This is a genomic window from Enterococcus sp. AZ071, assembly GCF_050499065.1.
Lineage (GTDB): Bacteria > Bacillota > Bacilli > Lactobacillales > Enterococcaceae > Enterococcus_A > Enterococcus_A ferrettii.
The window spans coordinates 522,724-540,973 of record NZ_JBIPAS010000001.1; the positions used below are offsets into that span (position 1 = coordinate 522,724).

The window sequence follows — 18,250 nt, forward strand, 5'->3', positions numbered from 1 at the left end:
TTATCGTTACCAGCTGATGTCTTTTTTCGAATTTTTTTATAAAAATTTCCATTCATCGGACGAAAGTTATAAAATGGAAAATCATCGACTAGTTAGTACTTACTACAGTGAAAATCAAGGAGGTGAGACCTTTGGTAAAAAATGCACGCACATTTGTTTGGTTGTATCTTATAATAATAGCGCTTGCCTTATTTGCGATTGTCACTCCTAACTTTACCCTTTCGAAAATCGCTTTATTGCTTTGTTCCTTTATCCTTATTGTGATGTTATCTCCAGGAAACAAAAGTTGACCAAGCAAAATGCTCCCCATACAACCTTGTTTCGCAGGATGTATGGGGAGTTTTTAGTAGGTGGAGAATTTCGCAAAAACACACTAGAGGAATTCTTCAAAGATTTTCATCCCCAGTAGTTCTTGAGATATATTGACGTTGTCAAACAAAGAGATACTCGCTTCTTTAATGCTGAAGGATTGGGTATGATCATGATCGTTGATCGCTAATGGCAAAACAGTCTGAGCATTTTTATCGATGACCTAGTCCAATTTAAGGCTTACCGCAGTTTTTATCTTAGCCGCTTTAAGATGTGCCGAGTGTGGAATCACCACAGTGTCTTAAAGCAATGACAAGGCTTTTTATCGGTTGAAAGTATGCTAGCAAAAAGTTGATTCGGCGATTTCTTCCTTCTTAAAAACATTATTAATTTGTTGTATTAGACCAAATTTATCGTTGATGTTAAGACTTACGAAAAAGAATTCTGCTGAAAATGCTGATTAAAACTCTCAGGTAGAAATTGGCATATTTTGCTGAGATGTAAATTGTTCACCTAGCAGACGTGATGCTTTTTTTGTATTGGAAACCATATACTATATGGTGGTGACTTAGGGCTCAAACTTAGTATTCAGATTCTCGATTACTTGCTTTTTATAATCAAGAAATTCTTTTGTAAGCTGAAAATCCGCATTTTTTTCTTTGCTCAACTCGATCATGTCTAGCTGGTCATCGCTCTGATTTTTCAAGATATAGATTCGATCAGACAATTTAATAGCTTCATCAATATCATGGGTAATAAATAGTGTCGTTAATGATAATTTTTTGTGGATATTGAGGTACCACTCATGAATTTCAGATTTAGTAAAGCTATCTAAGGCACTAAACGGTTCATCTAGTAAAATCAAATTAGACGAAAATAAATAGGTTCTTAGTAAAGCGATTCGCTGACGCATTCCACCGGAAAGATCTTTCGGATAAGATTTACTCACACTTGCCATGTTAAATTCTTCCAGAAGTTGGTTGGCCCTTTGAAGGGCTTCCTTCTTTTTGACTCCCTGTAAAATCAATGGCAAAGTGATGTTTTCTTCGATTGTTTTGTATGGAAGAAGTAAATCTTTTTGGAGCATATAGGAAACCTTTCCTGGCATATCAATGACGGATTCTCCATCTAACAAGACCTCACCGCTACTGGGGGTTAAAAGACCGGCAATAATGTTAAAAAGCGTTGACTTTCCAACTCCGCTCGGACCGATGATACTGATGATTTCATGATCGAGCACATGGAGATTCAAATGGTGCAAGACTAGTTTTTCTGAAAAATATTTTGACACATCTTTGACTTCTAGCTTAATCATTCTGCTCACTCGGTAGATAATCATTGGTAAATCCTGTATTTTCAGGAATTTCTTTATCAATTAGTTGGTTTTTCCTAACCAGGTATAAAAATCATTCCAGCGCTGCGAATCAATATATCCCCATCTATCTTCGTCGGCACGATATTGTTCGGACAACCATTTTTGACTTGCCAGAACTAGGTCTTTGTTCAACTCAGGTGCCTCTTCGACTAAAATATCGGCAGCTTCCTCGGGCGACTCAATGGCGAACTCGTAACCTTTTTCAGCGGCTTTTAGGAATTTCTTCGCCACATCTCCATGCTCCTTTAAGAAGTTGTCGTTTGAGATAATTACAGGCGTATAATAGTCAAACACCGGATTCAAATCCTTAAAATAAAAGTAATCAATTGGGACACCTTCGCTTTCAGCAGAAACGCCACCCCAGCCGTAGAAAACCCAGATAGCATCCGCTTGTTTTTCCTTCAATGCCATCGGTTCATCCACAATATTATTCGGAATCAAATTAACTTTTTCAAAATCACCGCCGTCTTTTTCCATTACGTTGGCGATAGTGGCTTGCTCAACAGGTGAATCCCATGTAGCATAGGTTTTGCCTTCCAATCCTTTAGGTCGGTCAATACCTTCACCCTTAAGAGACATGATACCAGACGTATTATGCTGTAAAATAGTCGCTACAGCTGTGATTGGTAGTGAATCATCTGAAGCATAGTTCGGTGCTAGCGAATCTTGAGCGCTAATTCCAAATTGAGCTTTGCCACTCGCTACGATTGCGGAGGCATCTCCATCAGAGGGTTGCACAATTTCAACATCCAATCCTTCTTCTTCAAAATAACCTTTTTGTTGTGCTACGTATAGTCCTGTATGGTTGGTATTAGGTGTCCAATCTAACACAAACGTAATTTTTTCCAACTCTTTGTTTTCTGTTGCGCTTTGCTCATTGCTACATGCTCCTAGAACCAATAAACTACTCAAAGCAACTAATGCTCTCCACTTTACCTTCATTTTTACTCCTCCTATACTTCTTTTTTCCAGGGCATAGCCAATTTTTCTGCCAAATTGACCAATGCCATCAGTAATAAACTAATTAATGAAATCAAAAAAATTACTGCAAACATCTTGTCAAAATCATAAGATTTTCGTACTCGTGTCATATAGACACCTAATCCTTCAAAGCCGCCCAGCCATTCTGAGATAACCGCACCAATTACTGCATAAGTCACAGCGATTTTTAGAGCAGAAAAAAAATCACCAAGACTTGCGGGAATCTTGATATGCCAGAAAATTTGTCTGCGATTTGCTCCCATCGAACGTAATAGCCGCAATTCATCCTGATCAACAGAAGAAAAGCCATTCAACATAGCAACGGATACTGGGAAAAACACAGTGATGACAATCAAAACAACCTTTGGTAAAACGCCAAAACCAAACCAGATTGTCAATAAGGGTGCAATAGCAACAGTGGGAACAGTTTGCGTTAAAATCAGCAGGGGATAGATAGCTTTTTTCACTCTTTCGAAGTTATCCATAAAAATTGCAACTGCGATCCCCAGTGACATTCCTAAAAATAAACCTAATAACGCTTCGATCAATGTGATTCTGGAATGGAACAATAGTAAATCAAAATCATTGATAAAGGCCTGACCAACCTGTAAAGGAGAAGGGAGCATGAACGTTGGAATCCATCCTAACGAACTAACACCTTGCCACACCATAAGAAGGACGAGTACCGAAACACCAGAGTAGAGGTTAATGCTGGTGCTTTTTCGTCTTTTCTTCAATCCCAAACACATCTCCTTCAGGTTTGTAAGTGATTTTTACATAAGCAGATACGCCTTGAGATCCCGCTTTAATTGCAATCAGTTGACAGTTTTTGACGATCTCCATCAATTCATCATAATTTCCCTCAATACTTGTTTCAAACGCCCCAACCTGATAAGTCAATCCTGTGCTTGCTATATAAGCGATTACTTCATCAACAACACGAACAACTTCTGATTCACCTTCTACTTTTGGTAGTACTTGAATTGCGATACCTGCTTCCATTTTTCTTCCTCTTTTCTTGAAATTAATTAAAATAAAAAGGCATTTTCCCCAATAGAGAAAATGCCTAAAATAACCAAAAATGATTCTTTTTTTTTGACATGCTCCCTACGCTGGTCTTAACCAACAGGTTCAAAGGGTCAGGTTTTTAACCTTCTCAACGCTTGTGCGTCCCCCTGCATCTTTATTTAATTGTTTTTAATAATACATTTCTTTGATTTGTTCGTCAACATACTTTTGAAAATCAGTAAAACAAAAAACGATTAAAAACGATAAACGGGTTTTAATCATTTTTGTTTTATACTTGATGAATGTCTAGATCTAGATTGTAATAAGGTTCCAAGATAGCATTATTAATTCCTTTTTCCGTAACAATAGTATCTAAAGAAGTAGCACTATCAACAAAGAAAGTTGAAGTTGTGCCAATTTTTTCTTTCGTTACAATACCGATTTTATGAGAACTTTGTTGAAGCAATTGTTTTTTTATTGCAGCTTCTTCAAATGATGGGACAGTGATCCCTTTTTCAATATCGATTGAAGAGATACCCAGTATACACAGCTCGATATTGATACCTTCAATTGCTTTTAATGTAGCAGAGCCTTTTAATACTTTAGAATGTTTATCCAACTCACCAGGCAACAAATTGATGGTAATATGCTCATGATCGCATAATGCTAATGCAATCGTAGGGCTATTGGTGATAACTATCCCACTATAATCGTTAGGAATGTTCTCTGCGAAAAAAAGATTCGTTGTACCACTATCAATGTAGATTACTTTTTTTCCATCAATTAGTGATGCTGCTTTTTTGGCTAGCATTTTTTTGCTGACTGAGTGTTGATCAATTCGGTGCTCAAATGGCAGGTTGGTGTTATCCAATCTTAGCGCGCCACCGTGAACGCGTTGGACAAGTCCAAGCTTAGCTAGTTCTTGAAGATCTTTTCGAATTGTATCTTCCGTTACCTCTAATTCTTTGGTGAGATCGTTTACTAAAACTTTACCTTCTGCCTCTATTTTGCTCAAAATATATTTGTGGCGTTCGCTTTTTAACATTATTTTCTCCTTTAATCGAAATTTATTGATATTTATCGTTTTCCATTGTATAATGATAGCATAAAGAAATCGATTAATTACTGACACGTGCTATTTTAATCCATATTTCTTTTGTTGTACACCTAATGTTAGCGCTTAAAAGAAATCAACTTGGAGGATGATGCAGTTATGAAGTTTGGAATATTTTCAAAAGTTTTTCTGAAGTACCCGTTGGACGACGCTTTGAAGAAAATTGCTGGTTTGGGTTTTGAGAGCATTCAATTTAATTTTGCTAATGTTGGTCTACCTAGTTTACCACAGTCTGTAGAGAAACATATTTTAGAGAATATTAAGGACTCTTGTGAAAAAAATGGGGTTGATATTGCCGTCATATCCGGTACGTTTAACACTTTAGAGTTAGATGAGACCAAAAGGAAAGAAAATTTAGCTGGATTTGAAACGGTTGTAAAATCTGCAAAAATGCTAGGCGTTCCTTTTGTTTCTATATCAACAGGTAGCTTTAATCAAGAAGACTTTTGGAGTCCTCATCCTGATAATCATACTGAGAAAGCTTGGGAGGTACTTAGCAAGTCTATCGAAGCTATGCTCAAAGTAGCTGAAGAAAACAACGTCACCATCGTTTTTGAACCAGAGCAGGCAAATGTCGTTAGCTCAGCAGAAGATTCTTTGCGCTTGATTAATCTATTCGACTCTAAACATCTAAGAGTGCTGTATGATCCGGCTAACATCGTGACAATAAAAGATGCTGACAATCAATTAGAAAAAATAGAACGTACACTTGAGCAACTCAAAGATGTAATCTCGCTAGCTCACTGCAAAGACGCTCTTGTGACTGATAAAGAAATCAAATTTGCTCCCGTTGGAAAAGGTACCATTCCATTGGTGGAATACTTAAGGAAACTAACTAAGTTTTATGACGGGCCAATTATTATGCATGGATTAGAAGAAGAAGACATTGAATATGCACTAGAAAATTTAGGATTAATGGAGGAAAAGTAAGATGACAAATATAAAAAAAGATGACAAATTAGTGAAAATTGGGGTACTTGGAGCGGGACAAATTTCACAGGCTGCCCACTTTGATTCAATTAGACGATCTAAAAATGCTGAATTGTATGCAATCTGTGATGTAGATGAGTACTTACTGAATGAAATGAATAGTATCTATCACCCAACGAAATTGTACAGAGACTTTGATGAAATGCTAAAAGATCCAGAAGTTGACGCAGTGGTTATTGGGATCGCAGATAATTTCCACGTGCCAATGTCAATCAAAGCAATCGAAGCTGGAAAGCACGTATTAGTTGAAAAACCTTTAGGCATGTCTATTGAAGAAGTGGAAAACCTTGGTAAAATTGTAGAGCAAGCAAAGGTTCATGTACAGGTAGGAAACATGAAACGCTTTGATCCAGGTATTGAAGCAGCAAAAGACTTTATTGACAATGAAATGGGAGAAATGCTGGCATTAAAAGCTTGGTACTGTGATAATACGTATCGCTACACAACTACTGACAATGTCCAACCAGTGATTCTTACAGGTCCTAATGCGAAAAAACCTGCTGGAGATCCAAAAGCGGATAAGCGTCGCTATTATATGAGAGGTCACGGAAGTCATTTGTTTGATACGGCAAGATATCTTGGCGGAAACATTATAGCTGTAACGGCTTGGCTAACTGAAAAATACGGTTCTTATTCTTGGTTTGTTACGGCAGAATTTGAAAATGGTTTTGTTGCGCAGTTAGATTTAACATTGCAGGTTAGAATGGATTGGCACGAAGGCTTTGAAGTCTATGGAGAAAATGGATCAATATTGGCTAAAACGTATAATCCTTGGACCTTCAGAAGTAGCGATGTAGAGATTTTCAAAGTTGCTGACGATAGTTTCCACCGCCCAATTGCAGTAGATGGACATTTTTATCGCCGTCAAATTGAAGATTTCGCTCAGGCTATTTTGACAGGAAAAGCCGGTAGAGGCGCAACTGTTAAGGATGGAATCGAAGCAATGAAAGTGATGCAAGCAGTGCAAGAGTCTGTAAAAACTGGCCAAAAGGTCTATGTTGATTCTGTTTCAGGAGAGTTATAGGAGGAGTAAAATGGCTTTTTTTAAAAAAGACGACATTGATTTTTACTTTGAAGACGATGCGAATTCAGGAACTCCTTTTATCTTTTTACACGGATTAGGTGGCGATACGGGGCAAACATCTGGATTAATGAAGAAAACAGCCGGCATCAGAAGAATTGTGATGGATTTCAGAGGTCATGGTAAAACCAGATATTTTGGTGACGAGTCGCTGCTTAGCTTCAATCAATTTGCTGATGATGTCAAAGCGTTAGCTGATTATCTAAAGCTAGATCAGTTCTTTTTGGGAGGAATCTCAACAGGAGCTGGAGTTTCGTTAAACTTCGCTCTAAGATATCCAGAAAGAGTGAAGCGTCTCGTTCTTTCGCGACCAGCTTGGGAAGATTGTCCGCAGCCAGCAGATATTCGTGAGGCATTTAAAGTGATTTATCAGCTGTTAAATAACCCGGAAATAAAGGATAAGAAGGCTGAGTACAAGAAAAGCGGCATCTATCAAAAAATGAACAATTTATCTAGCTATGCTGGTGAGACCCTGTTAAGCCAATTTGATTATGCTTACGCTAGCGAGGCATCGCCAAAATTAATCTGTATGCCTGGAGATTCTCCAAATACTGATAGGAATGAGTGGCGCAAGCTTTCTATGCCAACGCTAATTTTGGGTAGTCATTTAGATCCATTACATCCTTATAGCTATGCTGAACTGCTGCATGAATATATTCCAGATTCAGAGTTTAAAGAAATTACTTCAAAAACAATTTCTGGAGAACAGCATGCAAAAGATTCTTACGGAGCTATTTGTTCATTTTTGAATCAGTAAACCAGGAAGCTGGCAACGAGTAGCCATATATAGTTTCCACTAAGGGGTGAAAAGTGAAAATTGTAACTGCGATTGACTCAATGAAAGGGTCGATGACGAGTATTGAGGCGAATAACATTATTGAAAAGGTTTTTGCTGATGAAAACACTGAGGTAAAAAAGATTGCGATTGCTGATGGCGGCGAAGGAACATTAGCAGCATTTCTGGAGAACTACAAGGGAAAGCTAGAGCAAATACCTGCCCATGATTTATCTGGAAATGAGCTAACGGCTTCTTACGTATGGATAGCGAGTGAGAAGCTGGCTGTTATTGAATCTGCTGACACTGCGGGCATCCAGTTTTTGACGGAGGAAAGCACCACACATCCGAGCAATACGAATACTTTTGGCGTTGGCGAAACCATTTTAGCAGCTTTGCATAAAGGTGCTAAAAAAGTAATCATTGGGTTAGGTGGAACTGGAACCGTTGATGGCGGGATCGGCGCGATGGCTGCTCTAGGTGTAATTTTTATTGATTCTGATGGGCAACATCTTGAACCAATAGGAAAGAATATTGGTAAGGTAGCTGAAATATCTTATGCGGGAGTTAGTCCTCTAATAAATGGTGTAGAGTTCCTGCTAGCAACTGACGTTAATAGTTACCTGACCGGTGATTCTGGTGCTGTAAAAATGTTTGGCAAGCAAAAAGGCATTCATGTGAACGAGCAAGATTCTTACGAAGCAATGATGAGTCACTATGAGAAAATACTTTTAAGAAGTAGTGGCAAAGGTAAAGTTGCCGGAGATGGCGCAGCTGGTGGTCTTGGAATTGGGTTGCGTGTATTACTCAATGCTGAAGTTTTATCGGGTTTTAAAATCATCTCTGAGTATTCTGGGCTTACGAAAGAATTGGAAAACGCAGATTTAGTGATAACCGGTGAAGGGAAAATGGACGCACAAAGTTTACAAGGCAAAGTTCCTGTCGGAATCAGTATGCTTGCAAAACAGCGAAGCACTCCTGTAGTTGCTTTTGTCGGAATGTTTGATGGCGATTTAAGTTTATTCAAGGAAGCTGGTATCGATGCTGTAGTTTCGATCATTTCTAAAATAACCACCTTAGAAACTGCTCTTTCACAGGCTCACAGTAATTTAGAAAAAGCTGCAATCACGGCAAAAAATCTATTGTTCTTGTTGGGTAGAAAGTCGAAATGACGCCTTCGTTCTTTTGAGCGATAAACCACTGTTTTGTAAATATAAATATCTATCAATTAAGGAGAGGCGATTGGTCTCTTCTTTTTTGTCGTGAGACACTGCGATTCGAAGTTTATTTCTCCGAGAACAGATGTCGGACAATAGCGTCGGCGGTCAAAGAAGCCGAGTATCCTATTAATCTAAAAGAAAGCGTGTTGCTGAATTTTAATAACAAAATACCGAAATGCTATGTAGGTTGCTACCAAAATATTTCAAGGATGGGAAAACAATAACCAATCTTTTTGAGCAGCATCATTGTTTATTAAGGAATATAAATTTTAAACGGATTATTCAGTTTTCAATTATACCTTTTGGGATTTTTTCAGAAAGAATTTCGACTATCGTTATATATCGGAATCAATAACAAACAATTGCTCTTGCTGTTGAACGAAGCCTGAAAAAACCGGATATTGATTGATATATCTCAATTTCGATAAAAAACAATTTGAAAACGTTTGAATCGATTAAATATGTAAAAAATACCAAAAACCCCTTTACTTGTTCATGTTTTCACGATATAGTCATCTGGTAATAAAAATTTAAAAAGGAGTTTTTATATGACAACCCAATTTGATTCAGAAGATTATTTAGCAAAAGTTGATGCTTGGTGGCGGGCAGCAAACTACATTTCAGTAGCTCAGATGTATCTAAAAGATAACCCTTTACTAAGAAAACCGATCCAAAAAGAAGACGTGAAGACTCATCCAATTGGACACTGGGGCACGATTGCTGGACAAAACTTTTTGTACGCGCATTTAAATCGAGCAATTAATAAATTTGATCTAAATATGTTTTATATCGAAGGGCCTGGACATGGCGGGCAAGTAATGGTTTCGAACTCATATATTGACGGAAGCTACACAGAAATTTATCCTGAGATCACAGAAGATGAAGCTGGTTTGAAACAGTTATGTAAAGTTTTCTCTTTTCCAGGAGGTATTGCTTCACATGCTGCTCCTGAAACACCCGGTTCCATCCATGAAGGTGGCGAACTAGGTTATGCATTGTCACACGCAACCGGCGCTATTTTAGATAACCCTGATGTAATTGCAGCTACAGTAGTCGGCGATGGCGAAGCTGAAACTGGTCCATTAGTAGCTGGCTGGTTTTCGAATGTATTTATTAATCCAGTTAACGATGGCGCTGTTTTACCGATTCTTTACTTAAACGGTGGAAAAATCTCAAATCCAACGATTCTTTCTCGTAAAACCAATGAGGAATTAACCCAATACTTTGCAGGAATGGGCTGGAAGCCATATTTTGTGGAAGGAACTGATCCGGAAAAAGTTCACCCAATGATGGCAGAAACTTTGGATGCCGTGATTGAAGAAATTAAAGCGATCCAAGCGGAAGCACGTAAAGGTGACGCTAAGGATGCTGATATGCCAAAATGGCCAGTGATCATTTTCCGCACACCAAAAGGCTGGACTGGCCCTGAAACTTGGGATGGCGAACAAATTGCCGGTACCTTCAGAGCTCACCAAGTACCAATCCCAGTGGATTCTGAACATATGGAACACATTGACAAATTCGTAGAATGGTTGAAATCTTACCGTCCTGAAGAATTATTTGATGAAAATGGCAAAATTGTTGAGGAACTAAAAGCAATTTCTCCTAAAGGTGACAAACGTATGTCGACCAACCCGATTACTAACGGCGGTATTGATCCAAAACCGATGAAGATGCCAGATTGGAAACAATATGCAATCGATACGACAACTCCAGGTGCGGTAATGGCTCAAGATATGATTATCTTTGGTCAACAAGCTCGTGATATGATTACTGAAAATCCTGATAACTTCCGTATTTTTGGTCCAGATGAAACTAAATCTAATCGTTTGAATAAAGTCTTTGAAGTCACTGATCGCCAATGGCTAGAACCTAAAAACAGCACCGACGAATGGCAATCTTCTGTCGGTCGGGTAATCGATGGTCAATTATCAGAGCATCAAGCTGAAGGATTCTTGGAAGGCTATGTACTAACAGGACGTCATGGTTTCTTCGCCAGCTACGAATCTTTCTTGCGTGTAGTTGATTCAATGTTGACACAGCATTTTAAATGGATGCGTAAAGCTAGTGCCCATGCTTGGCGTAAAAAGTATCCAGCCTTGAATGTTATTGCTACTTCAACTGTTTTCCAGCAAGACCATAACGGATACACACACCAAGATCCAGGTGTGTTAACTCACTTAGCAGAAAAGAAACCTGAATTTATTCGTGAATACCTACCAGCAGATGCTAACAGCCTGATGGCGGTTATGGATAAAGCAATGCAAGACGAACAAGTCATTAACTTGATTGTTTCCAGCAAACATCCACGTCCGCAATTTTATTCAATTGATGAAGCGGAAGAATTAGTGGAAAAGGGCTTGAAGGTGATTGATTGGGCAAGTACTGATAATGGCGGCGAACCTGACTTAGTGATCGCAGCAGCGGGTACAGAACCAAACTTAGAAGCTTTAGCTGCCGTGTCAATTTTGAACAAGCAGTTCCCTGAGTTAAAAATCCGCTTCATCAACATTGTCGATATTTTGAAGCTGCGTCACCCAGATGTAGACCCTCGTGGGTTAAGCGATGATGAATTTGATGCTTTGTTTACGACTGATAAACCAATTGTCTTTGCTTTCCACGGGTATGAAGGAATGGTTCGCGACATCTTCTTTGATCGCAGCAATCACAACATCCATATTCATGGCTACCGGGAAAATGGCGATATCACTACTCCGTTTGATATGCGGGTATTTAGCGAAATGGATCGTTTCCACTTAGCACAAGACGGGGCAAATGCTGCATTAGGTGAAAAGGCTGCGGAATTCTCTAACAAGATGGACGAAACCTTAAGTTTCCACCATGACTTTATCAGAACCGAAGGAACCGATATTCCTGAAGTTGAGAACTGGAAATGGGAAGCAGTGAAAGTACCAGTGACACAACGGTAATAACTGGGACACATGCGAACGTTCTTCTATAGTATAGTTTAAATCATTTCGGCCACCGGATATTTTCTGATTGAAGATATCCGGTGGCCTTTTTGGGTGATTTCGCGGAGGCGTTCAAGCATAAAACAGAGATAAATGCTTGTATTTCGCCTTTTTTGTTCACATATTCACTTTATATCTAAAGAAAATAATTTCGCGCACGCAACATAAATTTTCTCTATAAACGATATATTCGACCGTTAATACACTTTAGACGAAAGAAATTTTGCGAAAAGTCTTGACTATTGAGCTGGAACCGCTTATACTTCTATTTGTAAACGAAATATATTTCGTATAGGAGGAAGATCCATTGAGTTTGAATAAGTATGAAGAACAAATTGTAGGAGAGATTTCACAATCATTAGCTAAAATTTCTGATGAAGAGTTTAATCAAGCGTTAGAGCTAATTGAAGCGTCACCTAAAATTTTTGTATTGGCGCTGGGTAGAGCAGGATTTGCGATTAAATCCTTCGCGATGCGTTTAATGCACATGGGTAAAGATTCTTATGTAATTGGTGAAACAATCACACCAAATTTTGAAAAGGATGATCTGTTAGTCATTGCTTCTGGATCAGGTGAGACGAAACAATTTTTGCAGATGGCAGAAAAGGCACAAGGCTTTGGCGGTAAGGTATTAGCGTTTACTGGAAATGGCAATTCAACATTAGCTAATCTGGCAGATGCAAAAGTAGTGATTCCAGCACCAAGTAAAAATGTGGAAGAAAGCAGCTTCACGTCAGCTCAACCGATGGCATCCCTTTATGAACAATCAGTACTGCTGCTAGGCGATTCAATTGTCTTAGGATTAATGGAAAAATCAGATAAAGAAAACGAAGAAATGTTCAAAAAACACTCAAACTTAGAATAAACTTGGAGGATTAAAAATGACTACAGCAAGAACAGAAGAACTGAAACAAATCGCCAATTCAGCGAGAATTGACATCATCGACATGCTTACCGAAGCAGGTTCTGGACATCCAGGCGGTTCATTGTCAATCATCGACATCGTAACCGTATTGTTCTACGACAAAATGAACATCGATCCGAAGAATCCTAAAATGGAAAACCGCGATCGCTTAGTTCTTTCAAAAGGACACGTAGCTCCAGCCCTTTACGCAACATTGGCGAACAAAGGCTACTTCCCGAAAGATGAATTAATGAAGCTTCGTAAAGCCGGCGAAATGCTGCAAGGACACCCAGACATGAAATCAACGCCTGGTGTGGATGCATCAACTGGTTCATTAGGACAAGGCTTAAGTATTGCGAACGGCATGGCGTTAGCTGCGAAATTAAACAAACAAGATCACACAATTTACGCGATTTTCGGTGATGGTGAATTACAAGAAGGTCAAGTTTGGGAAGCAGCCATGAGTTCTGCTCACTACAACTTAGACAACGTGATTGCTTTTGTTGACCACAACGGGTTACAAATCGATGGAACCAACGACGAAGTCATGACTGTCAATCCAATCGACGAAAAATTTGCTGCATTCAACTGGGAAGTCATCAAAATCGACGGCCACGATATCGACCAAATATCAGATGCCATCGACCAAGCGAAAAAAGTTGAAGGCAAACCAACTGTAATTATCGCCGCAACTGCTAAAGGCAAAGGCGTATCATTCATGGAAAATGATGGAAGCTGGCATGGAGTTGTTCCAAATGCTGAACAACATGATGCTGCAATCAAAGAATTGAGAGGTAACGAATAATGAACGCACCAACTAGAGAAGCTTTTGGAAAAACCTTAGTAGAATTAATCGACAATGAAGATGTTGTCGTCTTGGATGCCGACTTAGCGCATGCCACTAAATCAATGATGTTCGCCGATAAATGCCCAGAACGATTCTTCAATATGGGGATCGCAGAAGCAGATATGATCGGAACTGCTGCCGGATTAGCATTAAGCGGCAAAATTCCTTTTGCCAGCACTTTCGCAGTGTTTGCGACAGGTAGAGCGTTTGACCAAATCAGAAACTCAGTTTGTTACCCTAGAGCTAACGTAAAAATCGTTGGTACTCACGCTGGGATCAGTGTTGGGGAAGATGGCGGGACTCACCAAGCGATTGAAGATATAGCGATTATGCGCAGCCTGCCAAACATGACTATTATCCATCCGTGTGATGATGTAGAAGCAAGACAAGCCGTGCTTGCCGCAGCTAAATTCCAAGGACCTGTATACTTGCGTATGAGCCGGGTTGCAACACCAACTTTACACGATGAAGATTACAAATTCGAAATCGGTAAAGGCGAAGTGATGCGAGAAGGTAAAGATATCGCAATTGTCGCAACTGGTTTAATGGTTGCCAAAGCGAAGGAAGCGGCTGAGCAATTAGCCGAAGCTGGGATCGATGCCAAAGTCATCAACATCCCAACTATCAAACCTTTAGATGAAGAATTACTTTTAGCAACAGCCAAAGAAGTTAAAGGCTTTGTTACTGTTGAAGAACACAACGTTATCGGTGGTCTAGGTGGCGCAGTCAGCGAATTGTTGGCTCAAAACGAACCGAAGAAAATCAAGATGGTGGGCGTTCAAGACAAATTTGGTAAATCTGGTAACCCAGACAAATTGTTTGAAATGTACGGCTTAACCGTTGAGAAAATTGTTGAGGCTGCTAAAAGCTTATAAGTAAACTGGGTAATAAGTCTAAGTAGGACTAAGCTCAGTAAGTAAATGCAAAAGTGTTATTCAGAAGAAGCTTTGAGAAAATCATAAGGCATGCAATACAGCATGTCTTATGGCTTCTCACTGATTGATTTCAGAAAGCTAAGGGATTGAGAAAATTTTCAGAACTTATAAATAAATAATTTGATATTCAGGGTTCATATAAATGCCTGAAGTCAAAATATAGCAATCCTGTAACCGCTTCCTAAAACAGGTCGATCAAACAAACATCAATATAAAAACTTCTAAATTTACGGCAGATGAGCTTGGTCGTTCTGATCCCTTCGTTTTAATCAACGAAGTGCCAGTACTTGGCCTGTTATGGGTGACAATCCTAGAGACTTTTGATTATCATCCGCGATAAAAATCAAATAAGGAGGGACTCAATTGAATGCTGGTAAGCCAGGGACGAAGTTGAATTGCCGCGTTCTTGAAGCAACCAGCCATTCAAACTAGCACGTTTGCAAAAGGATTTTAAGGAACAGCTCGCAATCTACAGCAATATGGTTCTTACTACGCTGCAAGTAATTGATAATAAATCATGCACTTATGGAAGTTACGTTATATAGTAAATACAAGATGAACAGCGAATAAGACGATTATTGCCGTCAGAAGAGTTAAAAAAATGTGGTGAAGAAAAAAGGGAGGTATTCAATATGAAATATGAAGCTACTGTGGACGGAATTGTAACGAATATCGGTGGTATCAGTAATCTTGAAAGCGCAGCGCATTGTGCAACTAGACTGCGTTTCAAGTTGGGAGATATGGACAAGCTGAATGAGGCTGGTTTGAAAAAGACCAAAAGCGTGATGGGCGTCCGCGTTATGGAAGGTAACGAGATCCAGATCATCATCGGGACCGATGTGAGTACTGTTTATGAAGAGTTTATGGATATCACTGGCTTTAAAGGAACCGGCGGCGGCAGCTCAGCTCCGGCTAAAAAAGGCAAGTTAACCTTAAAAGGTGCCGGCGCGATGGTGGTTGAGTATCTTAGTGGAACTGTTGCTCCGGTAATTCCGATTTACCTTGGTTGTGGGATGCTGTTGGCATTTCTGACAATTTGTACCAATTTCTTAGGCTTAGATGCGGATAGCGGCGTGGTTGTGATCTTGAATGGCGCGGCTGGTGCTGGTTTCTACTTCATGCCAATCGTTTTAGGTTGGTCAGCCATGGCAAAACTAAAAGCCGATCCAGCGTTAGGTGCTTTACTTGGGATGGCTTTGTTAGCTCCTGAAATCAACAACGCGACTGGACTTGATTTCTTAGGCTTGCCAGTGACTGCGGTTCAGTACAATGGCTCATTTTTGCCAATGCTGTTGGGTGCAGCCTTCATGGCGATGGTTTATCGCTTCTTCAAAGACAAGATTCCGCAAGCTGGACGTTACTTCTTGCTGCCGTTAGTAACCTTAGTAATTTCGATTCCAGTTACTTTAGTCATCTTAGGACCAATCGGTTACGTGGCCGGAACTCAATTGATGGCTTTCTTGAACATGATTGCTGGTCAATTTAAACTAGGTGCCTTAGCTATTTGGGGCTTCTTCACACCGCTAAGTATCATTACTGGGATGGACAAAGCCGTTTACTTCATTAATATGGAACACTTGAATGCAGTCGGCTTTGACAATATCTTCTTGCCTGGGGGACTTGCAGGGAACTCAGCCATCGGTGGTGCAGCGCTAGCTGTTTGGTATTTGAGTAAAAATGTTGATACGAAAGCAATTGGTGCTTCTTCAGGGGTTACGGCAATCATCGGGATCACAGAGCCTGCCTTGTATGGTATCTGTGTAAACTTCAGAACACCATTGTTGGGTGCTATGACGGGTGCCGCAATCGGGTCAGTGTTTGCTGGTTTAGTCGATTTGAAGCAATACGTATATGCAGGTCCAGGACTTGTGACTTCACCAGTGTATATTTCACCAGATGGCAGCATGACCAACTTTATTTTCTGTTTAGTAACCATCGGCGTTTCGGCCATTGCCGGATTTGCCATGACGTATATCTTTAGCGCCAAAGACAAACGCCAATACGATGGCGAACCAGATGAAGTAGTGGCAGTTGCTGATCTACCTGAAACTGCTGACGGACCTGGTATCGCTGAAAACATCAAGGAAGTGGATATGTTCCAAATCTGTGATGGAAAAGTATTGAAAATGGAAGAAGTCTCTGATGCAGTCTTCTCACAAAAAATGATGGGTGACGGCTATGCTGTCAAACCAACAGACTCAACTATGTATGCACCCGTTTCAGGAACCATTAAAACCATCTTTGAAACCAAGCATGCTATCGGAATTGAAACCTACAATGGATTAGAAGTATTGGTTCATATGGGAATTGACACAGTAGCATTAAAAGGCGAGCCTTTCGATCTCTTAGTTAAAGTGGGCGATAAAGTTACTGAGCAAACGCCAATTGCTAAAGTAGATTTAGCAAAAATCACTGCTGCAGGCAAGTCAGATGAAATGGTTGTTGTGATTACTAATATGGCAGCAGTTAAAGAGATTGATGTTATTGGAAATGATAATGGTCAAAAGCATAATCTTGTAGCAACGGTTGAACTAAATTAAATTTGGTTATACAGCCGCTATCGTTTATAATGAATAAAAGTCGGATAGTGCGAGGTGTGAATTATGAACGATACGAATGTTTTACAATCATTGAAAGCCATTTATGATGATCTCTTTGAACAAGAGAAAAAGGTCGCAGACTTTGTTTTAGAGCATCCCAGCGAGGTAACCAATATGAGTGTAACTGAACTGGCAGAGCATTCAAACGTCAGTGAAGCAACGATTATGCGGCTGTCGAAAAAAGCTGGATGCAAAGGCTTTTATCATTTTAAAATTTCCTTAGCTAGAAATATTCAAGATGAAAATACTGACCAGAGTTATGAAATCGATTTGAATGATTTTAATACCTCCATTCACAATATTTTTCAGTTCAAATGTGAAGAGCTGAAAAAGGGCGATGAATTAATTAATCGCGAGACGGTAAAAAAATCACTGGAATTAATTAAGACCTGTGATACGCTCTACATTTTTGGCGCAGGAAACACCAATCCCATCGCAGTCTATGCCGGATATCAATTTACCCAATACGGCATTCGTACAAATGTGGATATCGGACCGGAAATGCAGACGAATGCTGCTTTTCGAATGACGGAAAAGGATGCGTGCTTGCTGATCTCTAACTCAGGCAGTACCAATATGATCTTGGATATAGCGACGATTGCGAAGGAACGCAACACTCCTTCGATTGCTATCACCAGCTATGAAAAATCTCCATTAGTCAATTTAGTCGACCACTTACTGTTAAGCTATACCAGTGAGAAAACCTATTTCGAAGCAGTCAGTTCAACTAGAATGGCTCATTTAGCGATTATTGATATGCTGCTGTTGCTGCTGTCGGTAGACGAAGATGGCAAATATCATCGCTACAGCTCAGATCGGGAAGAATTTTTAGCGAAGTACAAATCGTGAGATTACTCTTTCAATTTTGAAAATTAGTTATATTTCTTGCGACTGAACTAATCAACTGATGCTGAAGTAGCGGACTAAACCAAATGAACTAGAAATACAAACAGCTAGGTGGCTCCTTTTGTCTAGCTGTTTGTTTGATGTGTCATTATTCTTTTAGACTTTGGTTGCAGTAATTCACCAATTATTGACTACGTAAAATCAGTTTCTCAACCTATAAGTATACTGATTGGTAATTTGTGGAACCATTTAACCAATTCAGGTCTGAGAACCAGCAGAAGTGAGAGGATTCT

At 39.5% G+C, this 18,250-nt stretch carries 15 protein-coding genes and 1 riboswitch; of the genes, 10 read left to right on the forward strand and 5 right to left on the reverse strand.

What is annotated here, in order from left to right; all coding sequences use genetic code 11:
• Positions 1-877: 877 nt before the first annotated feature.
• The 5 genes from IGI49_RS02540 to IGI49_RS02560 form a co-directional block, all read right to left on the reverse strand.
• Positions 878-1,624, reverse strand: coding sequence for an ABC transporter ATP-binding protein (locus IGI49_RS02540; protein ID WP_270660493.1), 747 nt, complete (start codon positions 1,622-1,624; stop codon positions 878-880).
• 60 nt (positions 1,625-1,684) lie between these two features.
• Positions 1,685-2,626: an ABC transporter substrate-binding protein gene (locus IGI49_RS02545; protein WP_429963226.1), complete on the reverse strand. Its 942-nt coding sequence runs from the start codon at positions 2,624-2,626 to the stop codon at positions 1,685-1,687.
• 11 nt (positions 2,627-2,637) lie between these two features.
• Positions 2,638-3,402, reverse strand: a complete 765-nt coding sequence (locus IGI49_RS02550; protein ID WP_333560022.1) for an ABC transporter permease — start codon at positions 3,400-3,402, stop codon at positions 2,638-2,640.
• On the reverse strand, positions 3,371-3,667 hold the full coding sequence (locus tag IGI49_RS02555) for a thiamine-binding protein (protein ID WP_270660497.1): 297 nt from the start codon (positions 3,665-3,667) through the stop codon (positions 3,371-3,373). Before IGI49_RS02555 ends, IGI49_RS02550 begins: the two co-directional genes overlap by 32 nt.
• 85 nt (positions 3,668-3,752) lie before the next feature.
• Positions 3,753-3,852, reverse strand: a riboswitch (TPP riboswitch).
• Positions 3,853-3,962: 110 nt separating this feature from the next.
• Positions 3,963-4,718 carry a DeoR/GlpR family DNA-binding transcription regulator gene (locus IGI49_RS02560; protein ID WP_270660498.1) on the reverse strand — a complete coding sequence of 252 codons (756 nt, stop codon included), beginning with the start codon at positions 4,716-4,718 and terminating at the stop codon, positions 3,963-3,965.
• A 168-nt stretch (positions 4,719-4,886) separates the two neighbouring features.
• Between IGI49_RS02560 and IGI49_RS02565 the strand changes: the two genes are divergently transcribed.
• The 10 genes from IGI49_RS02565 (at position 4,887) to IGI49_RS02610 (ending at position 17,960) form a co-directional block, all read left to right on the forward strand.
• Positions 4,887-5,717 carry a sugar phosphate isomerase/epimerase family protein gene (locus IGI49_RS02565; protein WP_429963227.1) on the forward strand — a complete coding sequence of 277 codons (831 nt, stop codon included), beginning with the start codon at positions 4,887-4,889 and terminating at the stop codon, positions 5,715-5,717.
• A 1-nt stretch (position 5,718) separates the two neighbouring features.
• Positions 5,719-6,801: a Gfo/Idh/MocA family protein gene (locus tag IGI49_RS02570; protein ID WP_270660500.1), complete on the forward strand. Its 1,083-nt coding sequence runs from the start codon at positions 5,719-5,721 to the stop codon at positions 6,799-6,801.
• Positions 6,802-6,811: 10 nt separating this feature from the next.
• Positions 6,812-7,615 carry an alpha/beta fold hydrolase gene (locus tag IGI49_RS02575; RefSeq protein WP_270660501.1) on the forward strand — a complete coding sequence of 268 codons (804 nt, stop codon included), beginning with the start codon at positions 6,812-6,814 and terminating at the stop codon, positions 7,613-7,615.
• Positions 7,616-7,668: 53 nt separating this feature from the next.
• Entirely contained in the window at positions 7,669-8,805 is a 1,137-nt protein-coding gene (locus tag IGI49_RS02580) for a glycerate kinase family protein (RefSeq protein ID WP_270660502.1), read from the forward strand.
• Positions 8,806-9,401: 596 nt separating this feature from the next.
• On the forward strand, positions 9,402-11,783 hold the full coding sequence (locus tag IGI49_RS02585) for a phosphoketolase family protein (RefSeq protein WP_429963228.1): 2,382 nt from the start codon (positions 9,402-9,404) through the stop codon (positions 11,781-11,783).
• Positions 11,784-12,132: 349 nt separating this feature from the next.
• Positions 12,133-12,690 carry a 6-phospho-3-hexuloisomerase gene (hxlB, locus tag IGI49_RS02590; protein ID WP_429963229.1) on the forward strand — a complete coding sequence of 186 codons (558 nt, stop codon included), beginning with the start codon at positions 12,133-12,135 and terminating at the stop codon, positions 12,688-12,690.
• A 16-nt stretch (positions 12,691-12,706) separates the two neighbouring features.
• The gene (locus IGI49_RS02595; RefSeq protein WP_429963230.1) at positions 12,707-13,534 is read left to right on the forward strand and encodes a transketolase; all 828 of its coding nucleotides are present in this window, start codon (positions 12,707-12,709) and stop codon (positions 13,532-13,534) included.
• Positions 13,534-14,451 carry a transketolase family protein gene (locus IGI49_RS02600; RefSeq protein ID WP_429963231.1) on the forward strand — a complete coding sequence of 306 codons (918 nt, stop codon included), beginning with the start codon at positions 13,534-13,536 and terminating at the stop codon, positions 14,449-14,451. Before IGI49_RS02595 ends, IGI49_RS02600 begins: the two co-directional genes overlap by 1 nt.
• Positions 14,452-15,143: 692 nt before the next feature.
• Positions 15,144-17,051, forward strand: coding sequence for a glucose PTS transporter subunit IIA (locus IGI49_RS02605; protein ID WP_429963232.1), 1,908 nt, complete (start codon positions 15,144-15,146; stop codon positions 17,049-17,051).
• A 63-nt stretch (positions 17,052-17,114) separates the two neighbouring features.
• Positions 17,115-17,960 (forward strand): MurR/RpiR family transcriptional regulator, encoded by an 846-nt coding sequence (locus IGI49_RS02610; protein ID WP_270660511.1) that lies wholly within the window; start codon positions 17,115-17,117, stop codon positions 17,958-17,960.
• The last annotated feature ends 290 nt before the right edge of the window (positions 17,961-18,250 follow it).

Coding starts and splice junctions, on each gene's coding strand:
- IGI49_RS02540 (WP_270660493.1), bottom strand. CDS start 1,624: ATGATTAAGCTAGAAGTCAAAGATGTGTCAAAATATTTTTCAGAAAAA.
- IGI49_RS02610 (WP_270660511.1), top strand. CDS start 17,115: ATGAACGATACGAATGTTTTACAATCATTGAAAGCCATTTATGATGAT.
- IGI49_RS02585 (WP_429963228.1), top strand. CDS start 9,402: ATGACAACCCAATTTGATTCAGAAGATTATTTAGCAAAAGTTGATGCT.
- IGI49_RS02565 (WP_429963227.1), top strand. CDS start 4,887: ATGAAGTTTGGAATATTTTCAAAAGTTTTTCTGAAGTACCCGTTGGAC.
- IGI49_RS02575 (WP_270660501.1), top strand. CDS start 6,812: ATGGCTTTTTTTAAAAAAGACGACATTGATTTTTACTTTGAAGACGAT.
- IGI49_RS02605 (WP_429963232.1), top strand. CDS start 15,144: ATGAAATATGAAGCTACTGTGGACGGAATTGTAACGAATATCGGTGGT.
- IGI49_RS02600 (WP_429963231.1), top strand. CDS start 13,534: ATGAACGCACCAACTAGAGAAGCTTTTGGAAAAACCTTAGTAGAATTA.
- IGI49_RS02545 (WP_429963226.1), bottom strand. CDS start 2,626: ATGAAGGTAAAGTGGAGAGCATTAGTTGCTTTGAGTAGTTTATTGGTT.
- IGI49_RS02555 (WP_270660497.1), bottom strand. CDS start 3,667: ATGGAAGCAGGTATCGCAATTCAAGTACTACCAAAAGTAGAAGGTGAA.
- IGI49_RS02560 (WP_270660498.1), bottom strand. CDS start 4,718: ATGTTAAAAAGCGAACGCCACAAATATATTTTGAGCAAAATAGAGGCA.
- IGI49_RS02595 (WP_429963230.1), top strand. CDS start 12,707: ATGACTACAGCAAGAACAGAAGAACTGAAACAAATCGCCAATTCAGCG.
- IGI49_RS02570 (WP_270660500.1), top strand. CDS start 5,719: ATGACAAATATAAAAAAAGATGACAAATTAGTGAAAATTGGGGTACTT.